The sequence below is a fragment of the Brevibacterium sp. Mu109 genome (assembly GCF_900169375.1).
GTDB lineage: Bacteria > Actinomycetota > Actinomycetes > Actinomycetales > Brevibacteriaceae > Brevibacterium > Brevibacterium yomogidense_A.
On record NZ_FXZF01000033.1, the window covers coordinates 1 to 20,101 of the forward strand.

At 69.6% G+C, this 20,101-nt stretch carries 17 protein-coding genes; 6 read left to right on the top strand and 11 right to left on the bottom strand.

Features of this window, described 5'->3' with window-relative positions; all coding sequences use genetic code 11:
* Positions 1–42: 42 nt before the first annotated feature.
* From BSP109_RS14675 to BSP109_RS14685, 3 genes are all read right to left on the bottom strand, one after another.
* A complete protein-coding gene (locus BSP109_RS14675) occupies positions 43–369 on the bottom strand; it encodes a DUF2516 family protein (protein WP_101601619.1) in 327 nt (108 codons plus the stop codon).
* A gap of 194 nt (positions 370–563) precedes the next feature.
* A complete protein-coding gene (locus BSP109_RS14680) occupies positions 564–905 on the bottom strand; it encodes an AzlD domain-containing protein (RefSeq protein WP_087008886.1) in 342 nt (113 codons plus the stop codon).
* Position 906: 1 nt separating this feature from the next.
* Positions 907–1,602, bottom strand: coding sequence for an AzlC family ABC transporter permease (locus BSP109_RS14685; protein ID WP_101601620.1), 696 nt, complete (start codon positions 1,600–1,602; stop codon positions 907–909).
* Between the two features lie 80 nt (positions 1,603–1,682).
* Between BSP109_RS14685 and BSP109_RS14690 the strand changes: the two genes are divergently transcribed.
* Positions 1,683–2,258, top strand: a complete 576-nt coding sequence (locus BSP109_RS14690) for a helix-turn-helix domain-containing protein (protein ID WP_101601622.1) — start codon at positions 1,683–1,685, stop codon at positions 2,256–2,258.
* Between the two features lie 39 nt (positions 2,259–2,297).
* Here BSP109_RS14690 and BSP109_RS14695 read toward each other — a convergent pair whose 3' ends face one another.
* The gene (locus tag BSP109_RS14695; RefSeq protein ID WP_257944724.1) at positions 2,298–3,791 is read right to left on the bottom strand and encodes an aromatic acid exporter family protein; all 1,494 of its coding nucleotides are present in this window, start codon (positions 3,789–3,791) and stop codon (positions 2,298–2,300) included.
* A gap of 197 nt (positions 3,792–3,988) precedes the next feature.
* Here BSP109_RS14695 and pepN point away from each other — a divergent pair, with 197 nt between their 5' ends.
* Positions 3,989–6,664, top strand: coding sequence for an aminopeptidase N (gene pepN / locus BSP109_RS14700; protein ID WP_101601624.1), 2,676 nt, complete (start codon positions 3,989–3,991; stop codon positions 6,662–6,664).
* A gap of 125 nt (positions 6,665–6,789) precedes the next feature.
* Here the strand turns inward: pepN and BSP109_RS14705 are convergent, their stop codons facing one another.
* Both BSP109_RS14705 and BSP109_RS14710 read right to left on the bottom strand, forming a co-directional pair.
* Positions 6,790–7,869 (bottom strand): C40 family peptidase, encoded by a 1,080-nt coding sequence (locus BSP109_RS14705; RefSeq protein ID WP_087008894.1) that lies wholly within the window; start codon positions 7,867–7,869, stop codon positions 6,790–6,792.
* Between the two features lie 120 nt (positions 7,870–7,989).
* Complete coding sequence (locus BSP109_RS14710) at positions 7,990–9,081, bottom strand: LLM class flavin-dependent oxidoreductase (protein WP_101601626.1); 1,092 nt, start codon at positions 9,079–9,081, stop codon at positions 7,990–7,992.
* Between the two features lie 161 nt (positions 9,082–9,242).
* Here BSP109_RS14710 and BSP109_RS14715 point away from each other — a divergent pair, with 161 nt between their 5' ends.
* Positions 9,243–10,223 carry a bile acid:sodium symporter family protein gene (locus BSP109_RS14715; RefSeq protein WP_101601628.1) on the top strand — a complete coding sequence of 327 codons (981 nt, stop codon included), beginning with the start codon at positions 9,243–9,245 and terminating at the stop codon, positions 10,221–10,223.
* Positions 10,224–10,318: 95 nt separating this feature from the next.
* On the opposite strand, the gene gabT is transcribed toward BSP109_RS14715, so the two are convergent.
* From gabT to BSP109_RS14740, 5 genes are all read right to left on the bottom strand, one after another.
* The gene (gene gabT / locus BSP109_RS14720; protein ID WP_087008900.1) at positions 10,319–11,683 is read right to left on the bottom strand and encodes a 4-aminobutyrate--2-oxoglutarate transaminase; all 1,365 of its coding nucleotides are present in this window, start codon (positions 11,681–11,683) and stop codon (positions 10,319–10,321) included.
* A gap of 161 nt (positions 11,684–11,844) precedes the next feature.
* The gene (locus tag BSP109_RS14725) at positions 11,845–13,047 is read right to left on the bottom strand and encodes a folate-binding protein YgfZ (RefSeq protein ID WP_087008902.1); all 1,203 of its coding nucleotides are present in this window, start codon (positions 13,045–13,047) and stop codon (positions 11,845–11,847) included.
* A 38-nt stretch (positions 13,048–13,085) separates the two neighbouring features.
* The gene (locus BSP109_RS14730) at positions 13,086–13,880 is read right to left on the bottom strand and encodes a hypothetical protein (RefSeq protein WP_087008904.1); all 795 of its coding nucleotides are present in this window, start codon (positions 13,878–13,880) and stop codon (positions 13,086–13,088) included.
* Positions 13,881–13,909: 29 nt separating this feature from the next.
* Positions 13,910–14,527, bottom strand: a complete 618-nt coding sequence (locus tag BSP109_RS14735) for an FABP family protein (protein WP_087008906.1) — start codon at positions 14,525–14,527, stop codon at positions 13,910–13,912.
* A gap of 205 nt (positions 14,528–14,732) precedes the next feature.
* A complete protein-coding gene (locus BSP109_RS14740; RefSeq protein WP_087008908.1) occupies positions 14,733–15,530 on the bottom strand; it encodes an ammonia permease in 798 nt (265 codons plus the stop codon).
* A gap of 229 nt (positions 15,531–15,759) precedes the next feature.
* On the opposite strand from BSP109_RS14740, the gene mshD reads away from it, so the two are divergent.
* Genes mshD through BSP109_RS14755 form a run of 3 tightly spaced genes read left to right on the top strand, consistent with a single transcriptional unit; the run spans position 15,760 to position 19,902 of the window.
* The gene (gene mshD, locus BSP109_RS14745) at positions 15,760–16,731 is read left to right on the top strand and encodes a mycothiol synthase (protein ID WP_180959770.1); all 972 of its coding nucleotides are present in this window, start codon (positions 15,760–15,762) and stop codon (positions 16,729–16,731) included.
* Complete coding sequence (locus BSP109_RS14750) at positions 16,724–18,931, top strand: RNA degradosome polyphosphate kinase (RefSeq protein WP_101601630.1); 2,208 nt, start codon at positions 16,724–16,726, stop codon at positions 18,929–18,931. Before mshD ends, BSP109_RS14750 begins: the two co-directional genes overlap by 8 nt.
* Positions 18,928–19,902 carry an NUDIX hydrolase gene (locus tag BSP109_RS14755; RefSeq protein ID WP_087008912.1) on the top strand — a complete coding sequence of 325 codons (975 nt, stop codon included), beginning with the start codon at positions 18,928–18,930 and terminating at the stop codon, positions 19,900–19,902. Before BSP109_RS14750 ends, BSP109_RS14755 begins: the two co-directional genes overlap by 4 nt.
* Positions 19,903–20,101: the final 199 nt, after the last annotated feature.

A 20,101-nucleotide genomic window follows, 5' to 3' on the forward strand; every position in this document is an offset into this window, starting at 1 on the left:
CCGGAGGCCTTGAGCTCTTCAACGGCCTCAGAGGCTGTCCTATTACGGGTTTCGTTCGTGTTCGTCACGGTCACCATCATGTCCTTTCATTCGGTGATCCGATACACAAACCATCTGACACCCTCCGGCGATGAGCGCGATGATCGTCACGAACATGGGCATCGCGCTCAGCGGAGGAACCGCGAGGAAGCCCACGAGCGCGGACGCACCCAGGATCAGGCACCAGAACTTCTTCGTCCGCTTGTCCGCGGCCCGGTACATCTCATCCGAGTACAGCAGGGACGAGACGAGACCCACCACCGTGAACACGAAGATCGCCACGATGATGACGAGGAAGACGGTGCTCTGAATGGATGCGAGGGCCTGCATGCACTCCAGCGTAACGGGTGCGCCTGAACAGCTCCCTCAGGAGAGCACCGTCCGTTTCCACCAGCCGCACGTGGACTCTTGACCGACCCGGCCCACCAACCGACCCGGTCCACCAACCGACCTGGTCCACTAACCGACCTGCCCACCGACCGATCCGGTCTCCCGGCCGCACTCGGTCCACCAGCCGACCTGTTCTACCAGCCGAACCCGGTTGCACGCACGACCGCACAGACGACCATCCCGATGAGGACGCACACGAGCATCGGCACACGCAGCACGCCGGCCACCATGCCCGCAGACACCCCCAGGACACGACCGGCATCCGCAGGCTCCTGACCGTCGAAGAAGCCGCCGGTCACAGCCACCGCGAGCACCAGCACGACGACCGCGCGATCCATCCAGAGCCGACCGCCCGAGGCCTCGGTCGATTCCCCGCCCGCACGCGCACGTGCGCCCAGACGCACGCCCAGCAAACGCAGGAAGTACGTGCCGCCCGCCAGACCGGCGAGCGCGAGGAGGAAGGGGACGGTGTCCATCTCAGACCCCCTCTCCATCGACAGGTCTCCTGCGCATATGCAGGTATCCCGCTGCCGGCAGCAGCGCCACCAGTGCCGCGACGGATGCCATGCCCAGCGGCGCGACCGGCGTGAGGGCGAGCGCCAGCACCGCTCCGCCCACCGCAGTGATGCCGAGGAGCCTGTCCCTCAGATCGTTGACGACCAGGCAGAACAGCAGGATCGGCAGTGCGGTGTCCAGGCCCAGGGAGTTCGCGTCGACCACGGAGCCCAGCAGCTGGCCCAGAGTGGCACCGCCCACCCAGGCGATGAAGAGCATGACCGCGGAGATCGAGAACCGCGACCACTTCTCGCGATCTGTGCGTCCCGCGCGGCCGAATGCCGTCGCCTCGTCGTTCGCCAGATGCGCGGCGAGGTACGTCCTCCAGCCCGGCGGCGCGTACTGGCCGATGCTCAGCCCGAAGGCGAAGTTGCGGGCATTCACCAGGAGGCCGCCCATCACGGCGAAGATCGGGAGCCCACCTGCCGCGATGACGCCTACGAAGGTGAGCTCCGCTGCTCCACCGGTGGCCACCGCTGCGAGCAGCACGGTCTGCCAGAGGGGGAACCCCGCGGCGTGGGCGATCGCACCGTAGGAGATGGACACGAGCAGGATCATGACGTTCATGAGCACAGCGTCGCGCCAGACCGTCCCGGGAACTCCGCTCAGTGCGCGCATGCGCCCATCGTGCCCAGTGACGGAGCGTTCCGTCAACAGAACAGTCGGACTTTATAGAGAACGACCGCTATGCTGAAACCATGGACGGAGGAACGGAGACATCGCGGGGGGACACCCCCATGGATCGGCTCGCCGGCGGGTTGAAGCGCGAGCGGGAACGGCAGGGCCTCAGCCTGTCCGAGACCGCCAAGCGCGCCGGCATCGGCAAGTCGACTCTGTCGCAGCTGGAGAGCGGTGCCGGCAACCCCAGCGTCGAGACCCTCTGGGCCATCGCGACGGCACTGGGAGTCCAGATCTCACGCCTGCTCGAGACGGACCGCCCTCCGCTGTCCGTGATCCGCCGCGGCGAGGCGATGCCGCTGCCCTCCACCGATGCCGACTACTCCGCCGCCCTGCTGTCCGCCTGCCCTCCGCACGCGCGCCGCGACGTCTTCCTCGTGCAGCTCGAGCCGGGCTCTGCCCGCGTCGCCCAGCCCCATCCCGTCGGCACGATCGAGCACCTCGTCGTCTCGGCGGGCAGTCTCCGCCTCACCATCGACGGGGAATCGATCGACCTCGACCCGGGCGACTATGCTCGCCACGCCGGGGACTCCGTCCACGCGTACGAGGCGCTGACCCCCGACACGATGGCGGTCTGCATCGTCGAAGCGTCCTGACACCGATCGTCTGAGTCAGCGGACCCGCCGGCTTCTCCGTCAGTCCTTCTGCGGGTGCGGATCGTCTGTGTCGTCGCGGTCCTCGGCGGTCGCTTCGCCGCGGCCGGCCCCGCCGGAGTCGCCGTCGCGATCAGCGCTGTCGGACTCACCGACCGCCTCGGCCTCTCCCCGACCCCGCCGGGAAGGGTCGGCGACGACGGGCAGGACTGCGACCTCGGGCGCGGGGTCGTCCGTGTCCGGGGTCTGCCCCGGCCTGCGGCGGTTCCCGGCGAGGCGCGCCTGATGGGCCTCGTGCCCCTCCGCCGCGTCGAGTGCGGGACCGTCGGCCCCCATCGCACCGGACGTGTCCGCGATCGCCGTCGCCGCAGCCGTGCCCGCCGCACCCTTGGGCTTCGCATCGTCCTCGACGACGCGGAGGGTGCCGGTCTCCGGTTCGACCTCGAGGGTCGGCAGCGTCTCATTGGCCTCCGCCGCAGAGGCACCGGCCGCCTGGAGCAGGTCGACCACCAGCGGCCGCAGCAGGAGCAGCATCGTGGTCTGCTCGATGTCCTCGTGCATGGCGACGGTCGGACGCAGAGTGCCGGCCACCTCCCCGAACGCGCGTTCGGCCTCGGCCCGGTCCTTCCCCTCCAGCAGCGCTGCGCGCAGCGTCCACGACGCGTCGGCCATCTGCTCGATCGCGTTCGACAGGACCGGATCCGATGGCCCGTTCTCTGACACGGAGACGGCTCTGCGGAGGACCACGCGGATCATGCGCATCGACCGGTCCGCGAACTCGCACGCGCGGGCCAGGCGGGACACCTCGGCGACGTAGCGGCGGGAGCGGGCGTTGATGCGCGCCGCCTCCTCGGAGATGCGCAGGGCTGCCCGCCACGAGTCGACGTACTGCTGGGAGTCCCGCGCTCGCGACAGGGCACGGCGGGCGGCATCCGGATCAGACCTGCGCAGGGCGTCCGCGGCCTCCCGCAGGAGGATCGTGATCTCCTCGAGCAGGTTCGCCGCCTGGTTGCGGGGACGCTTGCGTGCATCGGACGGGGTGATGAACGCCAGGAGCACCGCGGTCGAGGCCCCCACGAGGGCGTCCGTCGTCCGGGAGAACGTGCCGGGAGACAGGTCCGCTGGAACGGTGACGATGTAGATCGACTGGACACCCAGCTGGGTGACGAAGATGGCACCGGAATTCATAAACATGCCCAGGCACACCGCGGTGAACAGCATGACGGTCAGCTGCCAGAGGCCACTTCCGAAGATATGGACGAACAGGTCGCCGAACAGCACGCCCAGGACCGCGCCGCAGCCGATCTCCATCGACCGGCGCAGCCGCCGATCCATCATCGGACCGATCCCCACGACCGCCGCGACCGCCGCGAAGAACGGGGCGCTGTGGCCCAGGACGTAGACGCAGAATCCGTACGCGAACGTCGCGGCGACCGTCAGCTGGAGCACCTGGCTGATGTTCAGGCGCAGGCGGCGCGTGCCCATGCGCACACGGTTGCGCAGGACCAGCCCCCCTGTGGCGGTCCATCTGCGCATACGCCCTTTCGCACCCACGCGGCCACTCTATCCAGGTCGCCTGCGTCCGGCACGCGGTCACGCCTGTTCCGGAGCACCCCTTCAGCCGGTGCTGAGCGGACACCAGGACACCTCGTCGCGGTGCATGACCGACGGCGGGGGTTGTGACATGCTTTCGGCACCGGGGAGGAGAGGGGAAACACACCACCGTGACGACTATGACGACCAACCTGACCAGGGACGAAGCCGAAGCCCGCAGCGCGCTGCTCACCGTCGAGCACTACGCCGTCGACCTCGACCTCTCCGGCGCCGCTGACCCCCGGGTCGCGACGTTCGGCAGCCGCACGACCGTGGACATGACCGCCCGCGCGGACGGCTCCACGTTCATCGACCTCATCGCCCCGTCCGTGGGGGCGGTGTCGATCAACGGGATGGCGCTCGACCCCGCCGAGGCCTTCGACGGCTCCCGCATCCGCTTCCCCGTCCAGCAGGGGGCGAACCGGCTGATCGTCCTGGCCGATGCCGCCTACTCCCGGTCCGGCGAGGGGATGCACCGGTTCGTCGACCCCGCCGACGGGCTCACCTACCTCTACACCCAGTACGAGCCCACGGACGCCCGCCGCGTCGCCGCCGTCTTCGACCAGCCCGACCTCAAGGCCGCGTACACCTTCCAGGTGCTGGCGCCCGCCGCGTGGACGGTGCTCAGCAACACCGCCGCGGACACAGTGACAGACCTGTCCGCCGAGGCCGCGGGCACCCGCCCGGACCACGGTGCGGTCCGCATGCACCGGTTCGCCCGCACCCTGCCGATGTCCTCCTACCTCACGTGCGTGTGCGCTGGACCCTATGCGGCGGTGACCCGCGAGCACCGCGTCGCTCGGACGGGTGAGGTCATTCCGCTGGGCGTCCACGTCCGGAAGTCGCTCGCCCCGTATGTCGATGCGGAGGACATCCTGCGCGTCACGGGGCAGGGCCTGGACTTCTTCCACAGCATCTTCCGCACCGCGTACCCGTGGGGGAAGTACGACCAGATCTTCGTGCCGGAGTACAACCTCGGCGCGATGGAGAACCCCGGCCTCGTGACGTTCACGGACCACTACATCCACCGCGATCGCGCCACCCGCGCAGATCGCGAGGCCCGCGCGAACACGATCCTCCACGAGATGGCGCACATGTGGTTCGGCGACCTCGTCACGATGACGTGGTGGGACGATCTGTGGCTCAAGGAATCGTTCGCGGACTACATGGGCGGCCACGCGCTGGCCTCTGCCACGGAGTACTCCGACGGCTGGGTGAGCTTCGCACTGCGTCGCAAGGACTGGGCCTACCGCCAGGACCAGTACCCCACGTCGCATCCGATCGTCGCGGACATCCCGGACGTCGAGGCCGCGAAGCTGAACTTCGACGGCATCACGTACGCGAAGGGGGCGTCCGTCCTCAAGGCACTCGTCGAGTACGTCGGCGAGGAGGCGTTCCTCTCCGGTTCGAACGCGTACTTCGACGCGCACGCCTACGGCAACGCGCGCCTGGAGGACTTCCTGAGCGCACTCGATGAGGCTGCGCCGGACCGCGATGTCCGCGCGTGGGCGGCTGCCTGGCTGCAGACCCGCGGCACGTCCGAGCTCCGCCTGGAGATCGCGGACCAGGAGGGGACGATCACCTCCGCGCGGCTTATCCAGCGCGACGGCTTCGCCCCCGAGAGTGAGCCGGGCGTCCTGCGCCCGCACCGTCTCACCCTCGCAGCGTTCGAGGAGGGCACGGGAGGCGACGACGGCCTCGGCGGCGGTCTTCGCCTCACGCAGACGTGGGATGTCGAGGTGACCGGTGCGTCGACCGACCTGTCCCAGCTCGTCGGGCGTGCACGGCCGGCGCTGCTCCTGCTCAATCACGGCGACCAGGACTACGCGAAGGTGCGGCTGGACGAGGTCTCCGAGCAGACGGCGATGAGCCGCACGGCAGACCTCGAGCCCCTGGACCGGGCGATCGTCATCTCCGCGTTCGCGAACGCGGTGCGCGACGGCGTCATGCCCGTCCCCACGTACCTCCAGGCGGCCACGGGCCTGCTCATGACGGAGGAGCACCCCGGGATCCTGTCGTCCGTCATGACGACGCTCAGCACCGCGCTCGACCTGTGGCTGCCCATCGCAGAACGCGTCGATGCGGTCGCGGCAGTGCTCGATGCCGCACTCGCGGCGATGCAGGCGGAGCCCGCGGGATCGGACCGGCAGCTGAGCCTCGCGCGGTTCGCCATGGGGATGTGCGCGCGGACAGCGGGCGCTCGCGGATCGGATCGCACGGTGGCCGCGGGGCGCGGATTCGCGTCGCTCGTGCTGCAGACCCAGCCCGGCGAAGCGCTCCCGGATGTCGCCCCCGGCCTGGTCGTCGACCACGCGCTGCGCTGGATGGCGCTGAGGGCGCTTGTGGTGCTGGGCTGGGCGGACGTCGAGGGCATCGACGCGGAGGCGCAGCTGGACCGCACGGGGTCCGGCGCGGTGAACGCCGCGATGGTCCGCGCTGCCCGTCCCCTGGCGGTCGCCCGCCGGCGGGCCTGGGACGAGGCCACGCGGGACATTTCGCTGAGCAACGACATGCTGTCGGCTCGGATCGGCGGGCTCAATGCGCCGGTGCCGCACCCCATGATGGAGGACTGCGTCGACGACTACTTCTCACTGCTCGAGGAGTTCTGGTCGACGCGTCCCATCGAGATCTCCCGCCGCCTGGTCGTCGGGCTCTACCCCGACTGGTCCTCACGGCCGCGGCGCGTCGCATCGCGTACCGAGGACTGGCTGCGGCAGCACCCCGACGCCCCCGCGGCACAGCGCCGCCTGCTCATCGAAGCCCTGGACGACCTGCAGCGCGCGATGCGGCTGCGCGGTGAGATCGTGCGCGACTGACGGCGCGTCCGCGCGGGCGAGTACCGCGAGAGCGGATGAAGCTCCGACCCCCTGAGGGGCCGGAGCTTCATCGAGCGGTGAGTGGGTCAGTGGTCTCTGTCAGAGGGCTCTGACTGAGGTCGCTGTCAGAGGACGCGGCGGGACTCGACGTACTGGCCGCCGCTGTCCCAGGACTTCCAGTCGACGACCTCGACGGACTTCGATGCGTTGGGCGCATGGATCATCTTGCCGTCGCCCACGTACACGCCGACATGGTGCGCGCGTCCCGATCCGCCCGAGGCGAAGAAGAGCAGATCGCCCTTCTCGAGATCCGACTGCTTCACGGCCTTGCCCTGCTTCTGCTGGTCGCCGGCATCGCGTGCGATGTCGATGCCGTGCGCGCGGAACACCGTGTAGGTGAAGCCCGAGCAGTCGAAGCCGTAGGGGCTCACGCCGCCCCACAGGTAGCGCAGGCCCTCGAACTGCTCTGCCGTCTCCACGATGTCGGAGCGCGAGGGCTCCGGAACGGTGAAGTCGTGCTCCGGATCATCGATGCGGACGTCGTCGTAGTCGATCCAGGCGGCGCCGCCACCGGGCAGCGCCACTCGGACGTCGTCCACGTCCTGCGAGAGGAGCGGCAGTTCGACGTTGATCGTCGCCTCCGGCGTCTCATCGCCCGGCAGATCGGCGTACTGGACGCCTTCGAGGTCTGCGGTGCGGGCGGTGACGACGGCGGTCGGCTGGTCCTCGCGGAACTCGACGAACCGGTCGTTCTCCACGATCTGCTTCTTCGGCACCCAGCCCGGGTACCCGCGGTCCTCCTTGGGGCTCGACTGGTCCGCGACAGCGACCTTCGCCCACTTCCCCTGCACCTCGAGCACAGTCAGCTCTGCACCATAGGGCGCCTGAGTCTGCACGAGGCCGGTGAGTCCGCGTCGGGTCTCCGTCGACGACAGCGCCTCGTTCCAGGCGTCGAGGTCGACGGGCGCCTGCGTCGCGGGGGAATCGACAGAGCGGGGAGAGTCGGGCGAGGTCCAGACGGTCGCGGACGTCACATTGACGAACGCCGTGTCGCCCTTCGCGATCTTCCCGCTGGATTCGGCACGCAGGGCAACGCCGTCATCGGCGCCGCCGGACATGTCCGGGCCGGGACTCGCAAGGGCGGGCTGTGCGATGAGCGCGGTCACGCACAGCCCGAGGACGGGCAGAAGTGCTTTCGCTTTCACAGAATTCTCTTTTCGGTCAGCACCGACCAGACAGCGGTCGGTCATGGTGCATGGGGGAAGACACCGTTTCACCTCCGAGGGTAGCGGCTGGACACCCGCTGAGTAAACCGTCCAGCGACCTCAGGACCGCTCGAGGCCGAACTCCGCTGCGAGCGCCTCCACCGTCCGCACGCGGGCGGGGACCCTGTCGATCGGGTCGTCCGGGCCCGCTCCCGCGATCGGCTGGATCATGATCTCGTCCACCCCGAACTCATCGGCGATCCCGCGCAGCCGATCCGCGACCTCGGTGGCCGTTCCCACGGCCCAGGAGTCCCACATCGATTCGCCGATCCGTCGGTGCCCGTCCGTCATGACGGACTCCACATCGTCTCCGACGAGGCGCTGCGCCTGGAGCTCAGGGCCGATCCGCAGCTGTCCCATCTGATAGACGAACGGCTGCACGAGGTCCCACGCCTCCTGGGTCGTCGCGCCGACGGCCGCGTTCACCGTCATGAAGGTGCGCGGCTCCTGGCCGTGCTCCGTCGGCGTGAACGAGTCGCGGTAGAGCTCCATCGCAGCGGAGGCGCCCCGGCCGGCGAAGTGGTTGGCGAAGACGTACGGCAGGCCGAGCGCCGCAGCGAGCTGTGCCGAATAGCCGCTCGAGCCCAGCAGCCACACCTGCGCCGCCTCATCGACGCGAGGAGTGGCGTGCATGAGGTGCTGCCGGCCTCCGGGCACGGGGAATGCTGCGCCGGCCGGCGACAGGAGGGCGAGGATGTCGACGATGTGCTGCGGGAACTGCTCGACCGGATCGATCTGCTTCCCGTCCCGGTCGACGAACCGCCCCTCCCCCAGGTGCTCGCGCATCGCGGCGGACGTGTACGGGTCCGTGCCGGGCGCGCGGCCGATGCCCAGATCGACGCGGTCTCCGTACACAGCGCTGAGCAGGGAGAACTGCTCTGCAACGGCGAGCGGCGCGTGGTTGGGCAGCATCACTCCGCCGGATCCCAGTCGGATGCGCGAGGTGTTCTGCCCGAGGTGCATGAGCTCCGTCGCCGGGGTGGTCGAGGCTACTGCGGGCATATTGTGGTGCTCCGCGACCCAGTAGCGGGTGAAGCCCAGCCGGTCCGCGACCTCGACCAGCTCCTTCGATGCCACGAGGGCCTGGCCGGTCGTCTGGCCCTGTCTGACGGGGATGAGGTCGAGGAGCGAAAGGGCAGGCGTAGTCGTCATGTCCGTGGCAACACCGAGGTGCGCGGGGTTCTTCCCACGCGGCTCGAGTGTCCGGTATCGCCCGCTGGAACAGCCCGCACGCGCTCCGTCCGCTGCTATAGCCTGTGCGCTTGATGCACGCGCGAGTCGTGCACGCACACAGTCGATGGAGGACATGCACCATGCGGGACGAGCACGCGACGACGCCGACCGATCCTGTGGCGGAACGACGGACGGAGCGCAACGCCCGGATCGCCGTGACCATCTTCCCGCTGCTCGTCATTGCAGGCGGACTGATCGGCTTCTTCGGCTCCGACTCGATCAGCCCACTGGGGCCGACGATCCCGTGGGGCCTCGGCGTCATCATGTTCTTCATGGGCGTCACGCTCACGCTGCCTGACTTCACCCGCATCGCGAAGCGCCCCTGGGTCGTCCTGCTGGGCACCGGCAGCCAGTTCATCGTCATGCCGCTGGCCGGCTGGGCCATCGCGCAGGTGCTCGGACTGCCGCCCGCCCTGGCGATCGGCGTCATCCTGGTCGGCTGCGCTCCGGGCGGGACCGCGTCGAACGTCGTCACCTACCTCGCGAAGGGCGACGTCGCACTGTCCGTCTCCATCACGACCGTGTCGACGCTGCTCGCGCCCCTCCTCACACCGGTCCTCACGCTGTGGCTCGCGGGCTCGTACATGGACGTGTCCGCGAGCTCGATGATGGTCTCGATCGTCCAGACCGTGCTGCTGCCGGTGATCGGCGGCGTCATCGTGCGGGCGCTCTTCTCCCGCCTCATCGATGTCCTGGGACCGATCCTGCCGTGGCTGTCCACGGTCGCGATCGGCTACGTCGTGGCGGTCGTCGTCGCAGGGTCGGCGGGGTCCCTCCTGCAGGCCGGCGCACTGGTGCTCCTGGCGGTCGTGCTGCACAACGTCGTCGGACTGGCGCTGGGTTACCTCGCAGCACGGGCCGCGGGCCTGGACGGGGCCGCCCGACGTGCACTGTCGTTCGAGGTCGGTCTGCAGAACTCCGGCCTCGCGTCGTCACTTGCCGCGACCCATTTCCCGACCGAACCCACAGCGGCGCTGCCCGGCGCGGTGTTCTCCGTGTGGCACAACGTGTCCGGTGCGATCCTCGCGGCGTTCTTCGCCCGTCGTCCGCTGAAGGGCTGAGGGACTGCGTCGCGACGGTCGCCCGTCGTCGACACATCACATAGGCACAGCAATGGACTGTGCTTGACTTCCTATGTGTTCGGCCATCACTGACCTCAGCCCAGTGCGTTCGCGAAGCCCTCCTCGAGCACGTCGAACGCCTCGTTCAGCAGCTCATCGCTGATCGACAGCGGCGGGAGGAAGCGCAGGACGTTGCCGAACGTGCCGGTCACCAGCACGAGCACCGCATTCGCCGCAGCGTGGTCGGCGATCGCCTTCGCCAGTCCCGGGTTGGGATCGATCGAGTCGCGCTGCACCAGTTCGATCGCCTGCATCGCACCCCGACCGCGCACATCGCCGATCTCCGGGTGCTTCGCCTGCAGCGCCTCCACGCGGCGCACCAGGATCTCGCCGATCTCGACGGCCCGCTCGACCAGACCGTCCTGCTCATAGGACTCGATGGCACCCAGCGCTGCGGCGACCGCGGCGGGGTTGCCGCCGTACGTGCCGCCCAGACCACCGCCGCCCACCGCGTCCATGATTTCCGCGCGACCGGTCACCGCGGCGAGCGGCAACCCGCCCGCGATGCCCTTCGCCGTCGTGACGATGTCCGGCACGATGCCCTCGTGCTCCGACGCGAACATCCTCCCCGTCCGCGCGAAGCCCGCCTGTACCTCATCCGCGACGAAGACGATGCCGTTCTCACGCGCGTACTCGACGAGCGCGGGCAGGAAGCCCTCCGCCGGCACGATGAAGCCGCCCTCGCCCTGGATCGGCTCGATGACGATCGCAGCGACGTCGTCCGCCCCGACCTGCTTGTCGATCATGCTGATCACGCGCTGCGCCGCGTCCTCGCCGGACACCTTCGTGCCCGCTGCCGCGTCATCGCGGTACGGGTACGACATGGGCGCGCGGTAGACCTCGCCCGCGAACGGGCCGAAGCCCTTCTTGTACGGCGCGACCTTCGAGGTCATCGCCATCGTGAGGTTGGTGCGGCCGTGGTAGGCGTGATCGAACACGACGACGGCGTTGCGCTTCGTGTGGACGCGCGCGATCTTCACCGCGTTCTCCACCGCTTCCGCGCCGGAATTCAGCAGCACGGTCCGCTTCTCGTGGTCACCGGGGGTCAGACGATTGAGTGCCTCTGCGACCTCGACGTACGACTCGTACGGGTTCACCATGAAGCACGTGTGGGTGAAGGCGTCGAGCTGCTCCTTCGCGCGCGCCACCACCCGCTCGTTCGAGTTGCCGACGGTCGTCACCGCGATGCCGGAGCCCAGATCGATGATCTGGTTGCCGTCCGCGTCCTTGAGGATGCCGCCGCCGGCTGCGACGACGTAGGCGGGCATGCCCGAGGCCACACCGGGGGCGACCGCCTTCTTGCGGCGCTCCTCGATCTCCTGCGACCTGGGCCCGGGGATGGCTGTGACGATCCTGCGTTCCTGCGGCAGCGAGGGGCCGCCCTTCTCCAGCTGTGTCATAGGACGAGCCTATCCCCCTCCGAGGCCCCTGTCACCACTTCCCGGCCGCCGGCTCCCGCCGCCCACGGCTGACCGGCAGGACCCCACCTGCCGCTGGTCCGAGACGCCGTTGGGCAGAGACGGTGCCGGTCTGAGACGACGTCTGTCAGAAACCGTGCCGGTCAGAGACGCCGTTGGTCGACGACGGGGTTCCGCTGGACGCGCGGTCCCGACGGCTCCCTCTTCGACACGACGATCTGGTCCTGCGCGGCGACGACCAGTTCCTCCGGTCCCGTGGGCTCGGACTGGCCCTCAGTGCCAGCCGTCCCCTCAGCTTCCCCCGCCGGCTGCCCTTCGGCACCCTTCACCACGACGTGCAGCTGGGCCTCCGGGTCCACGCTGCGCTTGATGACGGCCAGGGCGACGGGTCCCAGCTCCCAGTGGAGCGCCGATGTCGTCACTGAGCCCACGGACCGCATCTGGCCGCGGACCTCGGCCCGGACCTCGGCGCCGGATTCCGGCACGATGTGGCCCGACCCGTCGAGGTGGAGGAACACGATCCGGCGGGGCGGCTGGCCCAGGTTGTGCACCCGGGCGACGGCCTCCTGCCCGCGGTAGCAGCCCTTCGCGAGGTGGACCGCGGTCCGCAGCACGTCGAGCTCTCCCACGAGCGCGCGGTGGTCGACCTCCGGTGCGGCAGGGCGCCAGGCCTCCACCCGCAGCGCGTCCCACGCGTCGCGGCCGGCGACTGCCAGGCCGTCGTGCTGCCACTCGCGCAGCACGGCGCGGTCGACGACGGCGATGCGGAAGTCGATGTCAGCACCGGGGTGATCCTCGGAGGCGACCCGCGCACCCAGGTCGACCGCGGCGTAGGAGGTGGACCCCGCCCCGATCGCCGGCCAGGGGTCGTTCCACACGATCGCAGTGGCGAGGTCCTCCGGCGGTGCGCCGATGAAGCCCACGGCCTGATAGGAGTCGGTCACATCGATGATCTCGACGCGCATCATGAACCGCATGCGGTCGAGGAAGTCGATCGCCTCGTCGGTGCGGACGTCGGAGAGCGCCCAAAGGACCTCGCCGTCGTCGATCAGCCGCAGCCACCCCTCGATGTGCCCGGTGGGCGAGAGCACGAGGGTCTCCGTCGAGACGTGCGGCGCGAGCGCATCGACCTTCTGCGTCGTCAGCGTGTTGAGGAAGGTCAGGCGGTCCGCCCCCTCGAAGCGGAAGACGCGCGTCGCGGACAGGTCCGCCAGCGCAGTCCCATCCGCCAGCTGCCGCTGCTCGCGCAGGGGCATCCCGAAGTGCGCGACCTCGCCCGCGTGCTCCTCCATGCCGAAGACGGCGGAGGACCGCGGGAATATCAGAGAATTCTTGGGTGTGGTCATTGTGCGGCTCCTTCGTCGTGGCGGCGAGGTCCGCCCGTTCATCCGATGATGTCGCGGAGGGCGTCCTCGAGCCCTGACACTTCATCCCTCATGTCATCGACCAGCTGGTTCAGCAGGTCTCCCCCTGAGTCCAATGCCCCGAGCACCGGTCCGTATTCCGACGCGTCGTCGCACGCCCCGCGCACCGCGGTGCGGAAGTCGTCGATCGGCTGGGAGACGGAGTCCATGACGCCGGTCAGATCGATCGCGTCGAGGGTGTCCGCACCGGCGCACAGCGAGTCGAGCGCGTCCGCGCCCTGCGTCGCGATGTCGCCGATCGAGCTGAACGAATCTCCCCATCCCACCGACGCGGGGTTCCGCAGCGAGCCCGTCTCCAGGTCGACGACTGTGGCGACGTCGATGAGCGTGGGCGCGGCCTCCTCGACCAGCGTGTCCGCGACGGTGAGCGCTTCATCTGCGGCCGCGAGATCATCGCGCAGACCCGGGATCCAGCCCAGCTGGGGCATCGGGAAGGCGGCGAACTCCTCCTGCGCGTCATCCAGGGCGGTCCGCACGGCGGCGAGTTCCGCCTCGGCGGTGGTGGGATCGGTGAGGAGTGTCTCGAAGAGCGTCTCGGAGCTGTCCGTGGCCGCATCCAGGGCGGTCGACAGGCGGTCGACCCGATTCATCACGGTGACCGCGCACGCTGCGGCGACCAGTCCCAGCGTGAGGACGATGATCCCCGCCGACACGACCAGGCCGGGCCAGCGGCGACGGCGGTCGGCCGGACGAGGGGCGGTGCCCGCGGGAGAGCCGGACCCGGCAGACCCCAGGACGGCGGTCGGCTCGTTCACCAGAGCCCGTTCACGGGAGCACCTGCGCGTCAGCCCAGGACTGAAGGAGTGGTGCGCTGCAGGTCAGCAGAGACGTGGGAGGCGGGCTCATAGCCGTTGGCGGCCATCTCCCACACCCACATGAGGCGGCCCTCGACCAGTCCGTACATGCGGCTGGAGGCCCGGTAGTCGAGGGCGTTCGGGGTCTTCACCCCACCGTCGGAGACGAGGTCGACGCGCGGTCCCGCGATCCGTCCCGCGTAGTGCTCCATGAGCCCGTGGGGATAGGCGAGCGCCACTTCGATGTCGAAGTCGTTGCGCTCCGTGCGGAGCTCTTCGACCGCAGCGGCACTGGTGTACGGCGTGTCAGCGGTGGGCGGCATGAGGCCGGGTCCGGTGTCGTGGTCACCGCGGGGACGGGCCAGCTGCCAGATGCCGGTCTCCACGCCCAGCAGAGCGCCGGGGGTCGCATCAGCGTCGTCGAACCACGTGCGGCAGGTGTAGAGCAGGTACGGCTGATCGCCCTCGATCGAGAATTCGGCGCGCTGGAACACGCGCCGTTCATCCGCATCGGTGTAGACGACCGCACCGTGGCCCTCCCACGTGCCGATCAGCCACGCGAGCGGAACGAGCTCAGGCTGCAGATCGACCGGGATCTCGACGGGCATCGGTCAGCGCTTCACCTTGAACAGGCTGGTCACGACCTTCACGCCCACAGCCAGGGCACCCAGGCCGGCGATCGCGACGAGAGCTTCAAAGAACAGGACAAGTCCGGTAAATTCCTCCATGCGCGGCAGTCTATCCCAGCACCGGGACACGCTCACATCGGGAGTGCGCGCCCCTGACGATCCGCGACGATCCGGGTGCTCCTTCTCAGACCGGGCCGGCGACGCGGGTCAGGACGTAGACGACCACGCCGCCCAGGGCGATGGGCGCCGCACCCAGAGAGGCGTGCACCGCGAAGAGCCTCGCCTTGTCCCGACGGCGCGCCTCGGTCAGCGCAGCGGCCTGGTACTTCGATTCGGCGATGAGGCCCAGGAGCCGGTCCACGGCCGCGGCGAGGACGCCCATGACCGCACCCAGACCGCCGGCCAGCACGAGCACGGCCGACTCCCCGCCGACGGCGACGGCCGCGATCAGACCGCCCACGGTTCCGGCGACGATGGCGAGCGGCGAGGTGTAGCGGGCCGGCCAGGGAAGCGCGGTGGCGGCGAGCGCGAGGACGACCGCGACGAGGCCGGACAGGATCGTCGTGTGGTCGTTCGTGAGTCGGAACGCCGCCACCCACGTGGCCGCGGACAGGATGATGGCGAGTCCGGCGACCTGGGCCGACACGTTCACGGTCGCGTGGGACGCGCCGAGCCCGCGCGTCAGGTTCTGCACGAACGCCCACAGGAGTCCCATCCCGACCAGGATGGGCAGCCATTCGAGGAAGGGGCCCTCCTCCGCGAGCACGGTCGCCACGACGCCTGCTCCGCCGAAGACCGCGAGCATGATCGAGGTCGCCCGCGGCTGCGGCGAGTCCGTCAGCCGGGGCCAGCCGTAGGCGAAGACCAGCATGACGAGCAGCGCCCCCGGGGCGAAGGCCATCGACGGCTTCAGCAGGTACTCGCCCACGAAGGTCGAGGCGCCGAGCACCAGGGTCAGGCACACGGCGATCGCGACTCGCATCCATCTCAACACCCCTCCATCCTGCAACACCCAGCGCTCAACGTCGCATCGGCGCGCTCCGCGCACAGGGAATCCCCACGCCCGCGCGCATGTTCACACCGATGTTCCCGCCGGGACGGCGACGTGCATATCGGGCGGCCGAGGGCCAAGCTGGGAGCTAGAGAACGGCTCACCCCCGCGCGGTGAACGCGCACGACGATTCGTGCACACGACGACTTGGAGGACGCAGATGACCCACACGAACGCCCCGACGCCCGCCGCCGCACCCCGCACGATCACACTGACCTCCCTGGATGCCGCGCAGGAGGTCCTCGCAGCTGCGACGCAGGCCGACGGCATCGCGCCGATCTCCGACGGCTTCCTCGAGGCGGCGGCCGACGGCAGCGCCGTGATCCTCGGGATCGTCGACGTCCCGTCAGACACGGCCACCGCAGGCGGGCCGGACTCACCCGACGTCCCGCTGGCCGGCGTCGGCGTCGCCGCCCTGCAGGGCGAGCGCTGGGCCGCGGAGGCCGTCGTGACCCCGGAACACCGCCGCCGAGGCCTGGGCCGGGCCCTCGTCGCCGCTCTCACCGAGGCGGCCCGGGCCTCGGGCGGGGACCCGTGGTTCTGGTCCCACGGCGACCACCCCGCAGCATCCCACCTCGCAGAGGAGTCCGGGCGCCGCCGGGCCCGTGAGCTGCTGCAGCTCACGACGGACGGGGCCCCCACGCTGCCGGCTGCGACCGTGCCCGACGGCGTGGTGCTGCGCGACGTGCGGCCCGATGACGCAGACGCCTGGGCGGCGGTGAACAACGCCGCGTTCAGCTGGCACCCCGAACAGGGCGGCCAGGATCCCGCGGACTACCGCCGGCGGACCGGCGAGAACGACTTCGACCCCAGGACGGTCGTCATCGCGGAGCGGACCGACGACGGACGGGTCCTCGGCTTCCACGAGACGAAGCGGCACGCCGAGCACCCGTCCGGCCTCGCGATGGGCGAGGTCCACGTGATCGGCGTCGACCCCGAGGTGCATGCGCGGGGCCTGGGCCGCGCGCTGCTCGTCGAGGGCATGGCGAGGATGATCGCGGACGGCGCGGAGGCGATCGAACTGTACGTCGAGAGCGACAACGAGAAGGCCCTGCCGCTGTACAGGGACGTCGGATTCTCACGTACGGTTGTCCATGTGAGCTACGAGCCGCCGGAGAGCCCCCATGACTGATGAGTCGCAGACGACGTATGACGTGACGACCTTCGGCGTGGAGCACGATCTCCCCGCCGCGGCAGACCGGTTCCTGGACCGCGAGCTGTCCTGGCTGGCCTTCAACGAGCGCGTCCTGGACATGGCCGCGGACACCACTCTGCCGTTGCTCGAGCGCACGAACTTCCTGTCGATCTTCGCGTCCAACCTCGACGAGTTCTTCATGGTCCGCGTCGCGGGGCTCAAGCGGAGGATCTCGACCGGGCTCGCCGTTCCGTCGGTCACCGGCACGCAGCCGCGCACCGCGATGCGCTCGATCACGAAGACCGCCCGCGGCCTCGTGCGTCGCCATGCGGAGCTCTACCGCGACGACATCATGCCCCGCCTCGAGGCGGAGGGGATCTACGTCGTCGGTCTCGAGGACCTCACGGAGTCGGAGCTCGGCGGGGTCTCAGAGCTCTTCAGCGAACGGGTGTTCCCCGTCCTCACACCCCTCGCGGTCGATCCCGCCCACCCCTTCCCGTACGTGTCCGGGCTCTCCCTCAACCTGGGCGTCGTGCTGCGGCACCCGCGCTCCGGCGCAGAGCACTTCGCACGCGTCAAGGTGCCGCCGGTCCTGCCGCGGTTCATCAACGTGTCGGAGTTCGTGGGCCCCGGCGCCTCGGCCGCACTCGCACCCGGCGCGGAGACCCCGGTCAGCCCGGAGACGCCCGCCCGGTTCCTGCCGATCGAGGACGTCATCACCGCACACCTCGACTCCCTGTTCGAGGGCATGGAGATCGTGTCCGCCGCATGCTTCCGGATCACGCGCAACGAGGACCTCGAGGTCGAGGAGGACGACGCGGAGAACCTCCTCAAGGCGCTCGAGAAGGAGCTGGAGCGGCGCCGTTTCGGACCCGCCGTCCGCCTCGAGATCACCGAGGACATGCACCCGCGCGTGCGCGAGCTGCTCGTGAACGAGCTGGCGATCGACGAATCGGAGATCTACGAGCTGCCGACCCCGCTCGACCTGCGCGGGCTCGACATCATCGCCGACATCCCGCGGGAGGACCTCCACTTCAGGAAGGCCGTGCCGATCGTCAGCCGCGACCTGGCGGAGGCCGAATCGTCGGATCAGCCGGACGTCTTCGGCGCCCTCAGGGACCGCGAGATCCTCGTGCAGCATCCCTACGAATCCTTCTCCACGAGCGTGCAGGCGTTCATCGAGCAGGCCGCTGCCGACCCGCACGTCGTCGCGATCAAGCAGTCGCTCTACCGCACCAGCGGAGACTCCCCCATCGTCGACGCCCTGATCGAGGCGGCCCAGGCCGGCAAGCAGGTGCTGGCGGTCGTGGAGATCAAGGCCCGGTTCGACGAGGCGAACAACATCACGTGGGCCCGCAAGCTCGAACGGGCGGGGGTCCACGTCGTCTACGGCATCGTGGGGCTCAAGACGCACGCGAAGCTCTGCCTCGTCGTCCGTCACGAAGCGGGCGGTCTGCGCCGCTACTGCCACGTGGGCACCGGCAACTACCACCCGAAGACCGCGCGCGGCTATGAGGACATGGGCCTGCTCACCGCCGATCCGCAGCTGGGCGCGGACATCGCGAAGCTGTTCAACCAGCTGTCCGGCCTGGCGCCTGGCACCACCTACTCACGCCTGCTCGTGGCGCCTGCGCGCGTGCGCGACGGACTGCTCGAGCACATCGACGAAGCCGCCGCGCGCGCACGTGCCGGTGAGCGCGCCCGCATCCGCTTCAAGGTGAACTCGATCGTCGACGAGCGGATCATCGACCACCTCTACCTGGCCTCCCGCGCGGGGGTGAGCGTCCAGCTGTTCGTCCGGGGGATCTGCGCGATCCGCCCCGGCATCCCGGGGCTGAGCGAGAACATCCAGGTGCGGTCGATCCTGGGCCGGTTCCTCGAGCACTCGCGGGTGTTCGTCTTCGAGTCCGGCGAGGACTACGAGCACACGGAGGCGTACATCGGCTCCGCGGACCTCATGCACCGCAACCTGGACCGCCGGGTCGAGGCGCTCGTGCAGCTGCAGGACCCGCGGCACATCAGCGAGGCGCGGGATCTCTTCGCACTGGCGTTCGCGGACGACACCGCACGCTTCGACCTCGACGGCGAGGGCCTGTGGACGCGCACGTCCGTCGATGCGCACGGCGCTCCGCTCGCCGACTATCAGACCGCACTCCACCGAATCCACCGTCGCCGCTGGTCGAGGCAGCGCGGATGAGCCCCTCATCGGTGAGCAACGCCGGCGAGTCGGCGCGCCTGCACGCGGATGTCCTCGCCGCCGGCTGCGTGCCGTGGCGGGACCGCACCGGGGAGCTCGAGGTGCTGCTGGTCCACCGTCCCCGCTACCGGGACTGGTCCTGGCCCAAGGGCAAGGTCGACAAGGGCGAGACCCTGCCCGAGGCCGCCGTCCGCGAGGTACTCGAGGAGACCGGGTACACGGTCACCCTCGGGCTGCCCCTGCCCAGCTCCCGCTACACCGTGGGCAAGAATCTGCGCAAGCACGTGTCCTACTGGGCCGCAGAGGTCACCGCAAAGCCCACCGGTTCCGTGCACAACCCCCGGGAGATCGACGAGGTCCGATGGGTGACCGCGGAGCGGGCGAAGGCCATGCTCACGCGCTTCGCCGATCGCGATCAGCTCGACAAGGTCATCCATGCCCATTCGACCGGCACCCTGCGAGCGTGGCCGTTCATCATCGTGAGGCACGGCAAGGCCTTCCCCCGCGCCAAGTGGCACGAGATCGAACATGAGCGCCCCCTGCTGGCGATCGGCACCCGACAGTCCCTGGCGCTCACAGGTCTGCTGTCCGCGTGGCAGCTCAAGAAGCTCGTCTCCAGCCCGTGGAAGCGCTGCGTCGCCACACTCGCACCGATGTCCGCCGCGGCGGGAAAGAGCATCCGCAAGCGCACGGCGCTCAGCGAGAAGGCGAATGCGCAGAACCCGCAGAAGACCCGCGCCGTGCTGGAGAAGATCCTCGTGAAGGGGGTGCCGACAGCGCTGTGCACGCACCGTCCGGTCCTGCCGACCGTCCTCGAAGTGCTCGCGGACCACTCGCCCGAAGGCCTCGCGAAATGCCTTCCCCCGCGCGACCCCTACATGAATCCGGGCGAGATCTTGGTCGCCTACGTGCGTCCCGGAACGATCCCGCGCATCGTCGAGTTCGAGCGCTATCGGCCGATCGACACGTGACCTGCGACACGCGCGCCCGCGGCGAAGACACCCGGGTGTGATGAGGATCCCAAGCCTCCCGCGCCCCATTCACGGCTCTTCCCGGTTCGTGGTGATGGGGAGCGTCGCGTCGTTGACGTAGAACGGCTCGTGGTCCTGCTGTGATGGGTGTTGTCAAGACATCCGAATCTCAGAGGACCACGAGCCTGTGCACGAGAGT

What these genes read in the sequence shown, in the direction of transcription:
- BSP109_RS14740 (WP_087008908.1), bottom strand. Translation starts at nt 15,530, where the DNA reads ATGCGAGTCGCGATCGCCGTGTGCCTGACCCTGGTGCTCGGCGCCTCG.
- BSP109_RS14755 (WP_087008912.1), top strand. Translation starts at nt 18,928, where the DNA reads ATGAGCCCCTCATCGGTGAGCAACGCCGGCGAGTCGGCGCGCCTGCAC.
- BSP109_RS14715 (WP_101601628.1), top strand. Translation starts at nt 9,243, where the DNA reads ATGCGGGACGAGCACGCGACGACGCCGACCGATCCTGTGGCGGAACGA.
- BSP109_RS14690 (WP_101601622.1), top strand. Translation starts at nt 1,683, where the DNA reads ATGGACGGAGGAACGGAGACATCGCGGGGGGACACCCCCATGGATCGG.
- BSP109_RS14685 (WP_101601620.1), bottom strand. Translation starts at nt 1,602, where the DNA reads ATGCGCGCACTGAGCGGAGTTCCCGGGACGGTCTGGCGCGACGCTGTG.
- BSP109_RS14695 (WP_257944724.1), bottom strand. Translation starts at nt 3,791, where the DNA reads ATGCGCAGATGGACCGCCACAGGGGGGCTGGTCCTGCGCAACCGTGTG.
- gabT (WP_087008900.1), bottom strand. Translation starts at nt 11,683, where the DNA reads ATGACACAGCTGGAGAAGGGCGGCCCCTCGCTGCCGCAGGAACGCAGG.
- BSP109_RS14710 (WP_101601626.1), bottom strand. Translation starts at nt 9,081, where the DNA reads ATGACGACTACGCCTGCCCTTTCGCTCCTCGACCTCATCCCCGTCAGA.
- pepN (WP_101601624.1), top strand. Translation starts at nt 3,989, where the DNA reads ATGACGACCAACCTGACCAGGGACGAAGCCGAAGCCCGCAGCGCGCTG.
- BSP109_RS14750 (WP_101601630.1), top strand. Translation starts at nt 16,724, where the DNA reads ATGACTGATGAGTCGCAGACGACGTATGACGTGACGACCTTCGGCGTG.
- mshD (WP_180959770.1), top strand. Translation starts at nt 15,760, where the DNA reads ATGACCCACACGAACGCCCCGACGCCCGCCGCCGCACCCCGCACGATC.
- BSP109_RS14735 (WP_087008906.1), bottom strand. Translation starts at nt 14,527, where the DNA reads ATGCCCGTCGAGATCCCGGTCGATCTGCAGCCTGAGCTCGTTCCGCTC.
- BSP109_RS14680 (WP_087008886.1), bottom strand. Translation starts at nt 905, where the DNA reads ATGGACACCGTCCCCTTCCTCCTCGCGCTCGCCGGTCTGGCGGGCGGC.
- BSP109_RS14725 (WP_087008902.1), bottom strand. Translation starts at nt 13,047, where the DNA reads ATGACCACACCCAAGAATTCTCTGATATTCCCGCGGTCCTCCGCCGTC.
- BSP109_RS14675 (WP_101601619.1), bottom strand. Translation starts at nt 369, where the DNA reads ATGCAGGCCCTCGCATCCATTCAGAGCACCGTCTTCCTCGTCATCATC.